The organism is Antiquaquibacter metalliresistens, from assembly GCF_029211225.1.
Taxonomy (GTDB): domain Bacteria; phylum Actinomycetota; class Actinomycetes; order Actinomycetales; family Microbacteriaceae; genus Rhodoglobus; species Rhodoglobus metalliresistens.
Genome location: NZ_JARGEM010000004.1, coordinates 397,018 through 404,334 on the forward strand (window position 1 = coordinate 397,018; position 7,317 = coordinate 404,334).

Below are 7,317 nucleotides of genomic sequence, written 5' to 3' on the forward strand. Positions count from 1 at the left end.
CGGTGGGGCGGTGTGCTCCGGTGGCCCGGTGTGCTCCGGCGGGGCGGTGTGCTCCGGCGGCCCGGCGTGCTCCGGCGACCGCAGCCGAGGACTTCCTCGGCCGCTATCGCTCGCCCGGCTCCCGCGGCGGTTCCGGTGCGGCCTCCAGGGCGAGCACGGCGCGGCTGAGATCCCGCACGTCGTGGAGGTCGAGTCCGGTGAGCTCCTCGATGCGGCGCAACCGGTAGACGATCGTGTTCTTGTGCACGTGCATGAGCGCAGCGGTCTTCGAGAGGGCCAGGTTCGTGGCGAGGTGGCACCTGAGCGTCTCCTCCAGTTCGGTGCCCACGAGCGGGCCGAGGTAACGGTCGCGAAGTTGCCGCATGAGGGGTGGGTCGCGGCGCACGAGTACCTCGAGGAGGGCATCCGCGTATCGGATCGTCTTGCGTGGCTCGGCGCTGTCGGCGGTGGCGTCGAGCGCAGCGATCGCCTGACGGCAGGACAGGCTCAGCTGTCCGAGCCCGGTGCGGGGCTCGCCGGCGGCTGCTCGCACGGGATCGCGGAGCAGGCCCTCGGAGATCGCCGCGTCGACGTGCGGCAGGAGGGATTCGGAGTCGGAATCCCAGGGCAGGGCGAGCAGGCCGATCGGGTGGGACCCGTTCTGCACGGTGCCCGAGAGCACGGTGCCGTGCAGCGCCGAGCTGAGCTGGAAGACCACATGGTGGCGAACGCGCTCGAGCACCGTGGCGTCGACCGCGGACACCGTGAGCGCGACCGCGACGAATCGGGTCTGCTCGGTGTCGTCGATGCCGAGCGCCCGACCCAGTTGCTCCACTTCTCCCGGGGCGATGGTGGCGCCGACGGCGAGGCGGTTGAAGAGGGTGGGCTCGGTGAGATGGTTGCTCGCGTCGATCTGCTGTTGCATCGCCGCGTAGGAGTCGAGCATCGAGCGCTCCAGACGGTCGAGGTTCTCGATCAGCAGCGTGCGCCCGAGGCGGGCTTTCGCGGGCCGCACCTGCATTCGCACGCACCAGAGTTGGAATTCCTCGTTGAGGGTGCGCTCAGCGGTGCGGAACGACTGGATCAGCGCGGCATGCGAGACGCCTTGGAGCGCGCGGCGCTCGCCGTTGCGCGCGGAGCGTGCGAGCTCGGCGGCGGACGGCTCGCGGCCCTCGAGGAGGCACATGATGACGTTGAGGACGTTCTCGCGAATGCGATCGCGAAGATCGCTCTGTTCGAGGATCAGCGTCGAGTATGCGGGTATGGTCCGCCAGACCTGATCCGTGATGGCCGACATGATCGAGTCGAAGTCCTTGAGCATGGCGCGCGCGACACGCTTGAGGTCTTCGTTCGTCTCCATCATCATGCGCGCTGAGGTGCCCCGGAGTTCGTCATCCTTCAACCGTATTGGCTCAACCTGTGCGCGGGCGCGCCGCTCACCCGGTGGCGGCGCTCACCCAGCGGCGCGCTGGATGCGGCTCTTGGCGGGCGCGGGGATGGGGCGTCGGTGCGGGTCTTCGCGTGATGGTGGCACGACGAAGTAGTCGGCGCCCTCGCGCGTCACGCGCCAGCCGTTGTTGTGAATCAGCAGGTGATGATGTCGACAGAGCAGCACCCCATCCCGAAGGTCGGTGCGGCCGCCGTTGCGCCACTCGGTGAGGTGGTGGGCCTCGGTCCAGGAGGGTGGTCGCTCGCAGCCGGGGAAGCGGCATCCACCATCCCGTGCGGCGAGGCCTTGGCGTTGGCGGCGGGTGAAGAGCCGTTGATCGCGCCCGATGTCCACGACCTGTCCGTCGGTGTCGAACAGGATAGGGATGAGGCCGGCGTCGCAGGCGTGCCGCTCGGCGGTCTCGATGCTGATCGGAACGCTCTGGCCCTCGAGCCGGGCGATGCCGACACGGCGGTCGAGGTCGGTGGCGGTGACGTGCAGGCTCACGGTGCGCCCGGAGGCCAGCAGCACGTCGGGGTCCGTCGCGGTGCCGATGCGCACGAGCTCGACGAGGGTGTCGAGCGCGATCTGCTCGGTGGTGCGGGGGTCGTCGAGCATGCGATCGGCGGCGGCCCGGGCATCCGGATCGACGAAGCGCGGGCCTCCGCGCCGAGGCGAGGTGGCGGCGTCGATCGCCACCGTGACGGTCGCGGCGGACTCGGGGTCGAGCAGGGCGGTGAGCCGTGTCATCCCGTCGGCCTGGCGGGTGAGATGCAGGTATCGGCGTTGCCGGAGCGCGTGCTCGAGGTCGGCGACGCGGCTGAGGTCGAGCTCGGCACGCAGGTCGCGGGCGTCGGCCGCCAGGCGTTCGACGGTGATGCCGGGCGCGCGGCGCAACAAGGTGGCCGCGGCGGCGGTGAGGTCGTCGGCGGTGACGTGGTCGTCGGGGGCGCCGAGCCCCGCGCGGATCGCCTCGAACGTCTCGAGCGAGAGGATGCCCGCTGCCAGCGCACCGGAGACCGCCCGCAGCCACACCGGCCCGGCCGGCTCGGTGCTCGTCTCGTCGAGGGCGGCGAGGTGGCTGCCGACGCGCACGAGCGCGCTCGCCTCCCGCTTCGAGGAGCCCGCCAGCTGCTGCACGAGCGCGGTGGAGGTGCGGGCGCCGAGGCGCTGGGCGAGTCCGTCGTAGCCGAGCTCGGGGCGCGAGCGGCGGTGGATCTCGGCGGCGAAGACGGCGGCAGTGGCATCCACCCGACGCTTGATCTCGGCGAGGGTGCGCTGGGCCTCGATGAGCTCGGTGTCGTCGAACCCGGCCGCGGAGGGGAGCGCGAACGCGACCGCGATGTCGGCGAGCGAGGCGAACGCGGCGGTCGGGGTGGGCATGCATCGATTCTCCCAGGATTCGAACATATGTTCTATAGTCCGAGCGATAGTGCCGGATAAGTCGTTTCGCCGGTGCCTGTGGAGGAGTGGTCGGGTCGCGGGCCGCACCGCCCCGCGCCCGCGCGAACACCCCCGCACCGCCCCGCCTAGAATCGACGGGTGGCCAAGGCAGATCTGATGGACTTCGACAAGGCGCTCGAGCTGTTCGAGCCGACGCTCGGTTTCGAGGTGCACGTCGAGCTCAACACGCAGACGAAGATGTTCTCGGATGCCCCCAACCCCGCCGCGCTCGGCAACGTGCACGCCGAGCCGAACACCTACATCACCCCCGTCGACCTGGGTCTGCCGGGCAGCCTGCCGGTGGTCAACGAGCAGGCCGTGAAGTACTCGATCAGCCTGGGACTCGCGCTCGGCTGCCAGATCGCGCCCAGCAGCCGGTTCGCGCGCAAGAACTACTTCTACCCCGACCTTGCGAAGAACTACCAGATCAGCCAGTACGACGAGCCCATCGCGTTCGATGGCAGCGTGGATGTCGAACTCGCCGACGGACGCACCTTCACCATCGAGATCGAGCGCGCGCACATGGAGGAGGATGCAGGCAAGCTCACGCACGTCGGCGGTTCGACCGGCCGCATCCAGGGCGCCGAGTACTCGCTCGTGGACTACAACCGCGCTGGCGTGCCGCTCGTGGAGATCGTCACCAAGATGATCCCGGGCGCCGAGAAGGATGCCCCGGAGCTCGCCAAGGCGTACGTCTCCGCAATCCGTGACATCGTCGTGGCCCTCGGCATCAGCGAGGCGAAGATGGAGCGCGGCAACCTGCGCTGCGACGCGAACGTCTCGCTCAGCCCCCGCGGCAGCGGCAAGCTCGGCACGCGCACGGAGACGAAGAACGTGAACTCCCTGCGCAGCGTGGAGCGGGCGGTGCGTTACGAGATCCAGCGCCAGGCGGCGATTCTCGAGGCCGGCGGCACGATCATCCAGGAGACCCGCCACTGGCACGAGGACACCGGCGTCACCTCCGCCGGCCGCCCGAAGAGCGACGCCGACGATTACCGATACTTTCCCGAGCCTGACCTCCTTCCCGTCGAGCCGTCCGCGGAGCTGATCGAAGAGCTGCGCGCGCAGCTGCCCGAGGCTCCGGCCCTTCGCCGCAATCGTCTCAAGGCGGCGTGGGGGTTCAGCGACCTCGAGTTCCAAGATGTGGTGAACGGCGGGTTGCTCTCCGAGGTGGAGGAGACGGTGGCCGCCGGTGCCGCGCCCGCCCAGGCCCGCAAGTGGTGGACGGGGGAGCTCTCACGCATCGCCAACGAGCGTGGGGTGGATGCGGCATCCCTCGCCTCCCCGGCCGACGTCGCCGCGCTGGTCACGCTCGTCGAGTCGGGCGAACTCACCGACCGCCTGGCCCGCCAGGTGCTCGAAGGCGTGATCGCCGGCGAGGGCACCCCGACCGAGGTGGTCGCCAGCCGTGGCCTGAAGGTGGTCTCGGATGACGGCGCCCTCATCGCCGCGATCGACGCCGCCCTGGCCGCCCAGCCCGATGTGCTCGAGAAGATCCGCGACGGCAAGGTGCAGGCCGCGGGCGCGGTGATCGGCGCCGTGATGAAGGCCATGAGCGGTCAGGCGGATGCCGCGCGCGTGCGCGAGCTGGTGCTGGAGCGGGCGCAGCAGTAGGCGATGGCGCGGCTCAGAACGCTCGTGGTGCCCGTCGCGGGCGCGATCGCACTCGTGGCCGGATTCGTGCTGCTGCTCTGGTCGCGGCCAACCGTGGGATGGTTCGCCTACGCTCCCTTAGCGACTCAGGCCTACTACCCGTCGTTCCCCGACTACCCGCTGGCGGTCGGGCTGCTGGTTCTCGGTGTCGCCCTCCTCGCGGGGTGGATCGGGTTCAGGCTCGGTCGTCGGCCGCAGCGCTGAGCGGGCACAGCGCTCACTCCTGAGACGCAAGCCGACGCACATGCCGCAACTCGCGCAGTTGCCGAGCACCTCCGGCGTCCCCGAGCTTCTCGGTTCCCTCCGCCTTCCAGCCGTGCCGCTCGTAGAACCGGATCGCCCGCTCATTGCCGTGGAGCACCCAGAGGTACGACTCGTCCCGACCTGCACTGCGCAACTCCTGCTCGACCCGCTCGAGCAGCGCGTGGCCGATGCCATGTGACCAGTGGTCGGGATGCACGTACAGCCCGGCCAGTTCGCCCAGCTCGGTCATCCCCGCGTCGCGACCTGCGCCGAAGCTGGCCCACCCCGCGACGCGGCCCTCGAGTTCCGCGACGAGGAGTCGATGGGAGCTGTCCCCATCGGTCGGCTCGCCGGAGAGCGAGCGCGCGATCCATCGTGACCAACCGTCGGCGCGCTCATCGACCTGGAACCCGTCCAGCAGACTCTGATCGATCAGCCCCGGATACGCCGCGCGCCAGGCATCGACATGGACGATCGCCACGCCTCGCGCGTCGTCAGGTTCGGCCCAACGGATTGTCACGTCCATCAGGCAACGGTATTTCTACCTGACGCGCTCCCGCACCGCCCACACCGCATCCGCAAACCCCACCGGATCCTCCTGCGGCACGTTGTGCCCCGTGGCCAGCACCCGATAGCCGACGAGCGCCGGGAACTTCTGGCCGTGAACGTCGCGCGGCCGGGGTGCTTCGAGCGGGTCATCCGCCGCGTCGATGACGGCCGTGGGCACCGTGATCTCGGGCTGTGCCGCGATCGCCCGCTCGAAGCTCTCGTAGTCGGGGTCGCCCGCCGCGAGGCCGTAGCGGTGGCGGTAGGAGTGCACGGCGGTGTCGACGAAGTCGGGGTTGTCGAACGAGGCGGCGGTCGCCTCGAAAGCGGCGTCGGTGAAGGCCCACCCGGGTGACCACTCCTGCCAGAGCTGCCGCGCGAACTCCCGCCGGTACCGCGCCAGCCCGGCCCGGCCGCGCTCGCTGTGCAGGTACCACTGGTACCAGTTGCGGCTCTCGTCCGCGGGCGGGGTCGGGGTCGTGGCCATCGCGGCGATGTCGTGCACGTTGTACCCGGCCACGGTGACCAGCCCAGAGACCAACTCGGGCCAGAGCATCGCCGTGACGCACGCCGCCCGACCGCCCCAGTCGAAGCCCGCAACGATCGGATGATCCAGCCCGAGCCCCACGATCAGCTCGCGCAGATCCCCGGCCAACGCCGCCTGCTGACCCGAACGGATGCCGCGCGCATCCCGATACCGGCTCGGCCCATACCCGCGCAGCCACGGCACAACCACATCGGCACCGCGCGCGGCGAGCAGGGACGCGACCTCGTCGTAGCAGTGCGGGTCATACGGAAACCCATGCGCGAGCACGACCGGCCACCCGGTCGGGTCGCCGACGCGCTCGAAGGCGATCTCGATCCGCTGGCCGGTGACGGTGTTGGAGGGGCTCACGTTGGGAGGGTAGTGGGGGCCGGGGACATCTGGTCAATGCCTACCTCGTTCGAGGGCGGGGACAACGCTGCGTTCAGCACCGCGGTCGCGAACATCCTGCCCGCCTAGAAACGTGTGTGTCGCAGCCGTGGTGAACGCTTGAATGACTCCTTTCGACCAGTCAATGTGCTCGAGTTCGGTTTCGCAGAGCCTCCTGAAGGCGCTCGCGATACCTGGTGGCAAAGTCGCGATCGACATCGTTCGCGTAGTCGAGCAAGCCGTAAATGTGGTTCAGGAAGCCGAAATCGTCATCGAAGCCCCTATGACTCGCATGCGTTTGAAGTCCGAACCGCTCGACGCCTCTCACATGCGTTTCGATTCTGCTTCTTGTCTGGCGCGTTAGGCGCACGCGCTCTCCGTCGATGAGCAGCCCGAGCATCGCAAGCCTGGAGCCGGGGCCCACGATTCGACTCTTCGCAATGTTGTGGGCAAAGCCTGCTCGTCGAACCGCCGTTATGGCCATGCGCATGATCCGTTCGGCATGGGGCCTGGAGAACGGGGACGAACCCGAGAGCACGATGTCGTCGGCATATCGCGTGTAGACGAGTCCGAAATCGCCAGCAATGTTGCTCAGCCGCAGATCGAGCATCCGTGTCAACACATTCGCAAGGAACCCGCTAGTCGGAGCACCCTGCGGGAGGTATCCGAGGGTCGTCGGCCGATAGCCCATCGATTCGTATCGTCTGCTCGACTGTCGCCGGAACTTCGGGGGAAGCCATGATGCGTCGCCGGGAGCTCGCCTCGTGCATAGCCTTGACAGTTCGAAAGCCACAAGCCTGCTGTAGCCGAGTTCGACGAATACGGAGAACACCTGTGTTTCGTCGAAGGAGTGGAAGTAGTCCTTGATGTCAATCTTCACGAACCAGCTAGCGCCCAAATGTCGAGTTGCGCATTGGACGACTGACCGGCCGGGCTGGTACGCGTAGCTCGAATCGTGTGTCCGGGCGTGGGCTACGGAGTGGTGAAGTAACCAGCGTTGCACCTCAAGGAGCCGGAGCCTGACCCGCTTTTCCGGACACCTGAGTTGAGGCGATGATCGTCTCAGAGAGGAGTCCGTGAGATGCCTGCTGCCCACCCGCCGGAGTTCCGG

Annotated in this window: 7 protein-coding genes; 2 read left to right on the forward strand and 5 right to left on the reverse strand. The window is 68.7% G+C overall.

The features are described 5' to 3' along the window. Positions 1-103: 103 nt before the first annotated feature. Positions 104-1,381, reverse strand: coding sequence for a PucR family transcriptional regulator (locus tag PYV02_RS09945; protein WP_275758685.1), 1,278 nt, complete (start codon positions 1,379-1,381; stop codon positions 104-106). A 51-nt stretch (positions 1,382-1,432) separates the two neighbouring features. Then, positions 1,433-2,791 (reverse strand): HNH endonuclease signature motif containing protein, encoded by a 1,359-nt coding sequence (locus PYV02_RS09950; protein WP_275758687.1) that lies wholly within the window; start codon positions 2,789-2,791, stop codon positions 1,433-1,435. 159 nt (positions 2,792-2,950) lie between these two features. Between PYV02_RS09950 and gatB the strand changes: the two genes are divergently transcribed. Together gatB and PYV02_RS09960 are read left to right on the forward strand one after the other, a co-directional pair. Beyond that, positions 2,951-4,465, forward strand: a complete 1,515-nt coding sequence (gene gatB / locus PYV02_RS09955; protein WP_275758689.1) for an Asp-tRNA(Asn)/Glu-tRNA(Gln) amidotransferase subunit GatB — start codon at positions 2,951-2,953, stop codon at positions 4,463-4,465. A gap of 3 nt (positions 4,466-4,468) precedes the next feature. Next, on the forward strand, positions 4,469-4,708 hold the full coding sequence (locus PYV02_RS09960) for a hypothetical protein (RefSeq protein WP_275758690.1): 240 nt from the start codon (positions 4,469-4,471) through the stop codon (positions 4,706-4,708). Positions 4,709-4,721: 13 nt separating this feature from the next. Here PYV02_RS09960 and PYV02_RS09965 read toward each other — a convergent pair whose 3' ends face one another. The 3 genes from PYV02_RS09965 to PYV02_RS09975 all read right to left on the reverse strand — a co-directional run bounded on the left by PYV02_RS09965 (position 4,722) and on the right by PYV02_RS09975 (position 7,302). Further along, positions 4,722-5,273, reverse strand: coding sequence for a GNAT family N-acetyltransferase (locus tag PYV02_RS09965; RefSeq protein WP_275758692.1), 552 nt, complete (start codon positions 5,271-5,273; stop codon positions 4,722-4,724). Between the two features lie 15 nt (positions 5,274-5,288). Then, the gene (locus PYV02_RS09970; protein ID WP_275758694.1) at positions 5,289-6,188 is read right to left on the reverse strand and encodes an alpha/beta fold hydrolase; all 900 of its coding nucleotides are present in this window, start codon (positions 6,186-6,188) and stop codon (positions 5,289-5,291) included. 160 nt (positions 6,189-6,348) lie between these two features. Further along, positions 6,349-7,302 (reverse strand): reverse transcriptase family protein, encoded by a 954-nt coding sequence (locus PYV02_RS09975; RefSeq protein ID WP_338056616.1) that lies wholly within the window; start codon positions 7,300-7,302, stop codon positions 6,349-6,351. Positions 7,303-7,317 lie beyond the last annotated feature (15 nt).

Excerpts from the sequence above, each read along its gene's own strand:
- PYV02_RS09950 (WP_275758687.1), bottom strand. The coding sequence starts at position 2,791 with ATGCCCACCCCGACCGCCGCGTTCGCCTCGCTCGCCGACATCGCGGTC.
- PYV02_RS09960 (WP_275758690.1), top strand. The coding sequence starts at position 4,469 with ATGGCGCGGCTCAGAACGCTCGTGGTGCCCGTCGCGGGCGCGATCGCA.
- PYV02_RS09965 (WP_275758692.1), bottom strand. The coding sequence starts at position 5,273 with ATGGACGTGACAATCCGTTGGGCCGAACCTGACGACGCGCGAGGCGTG.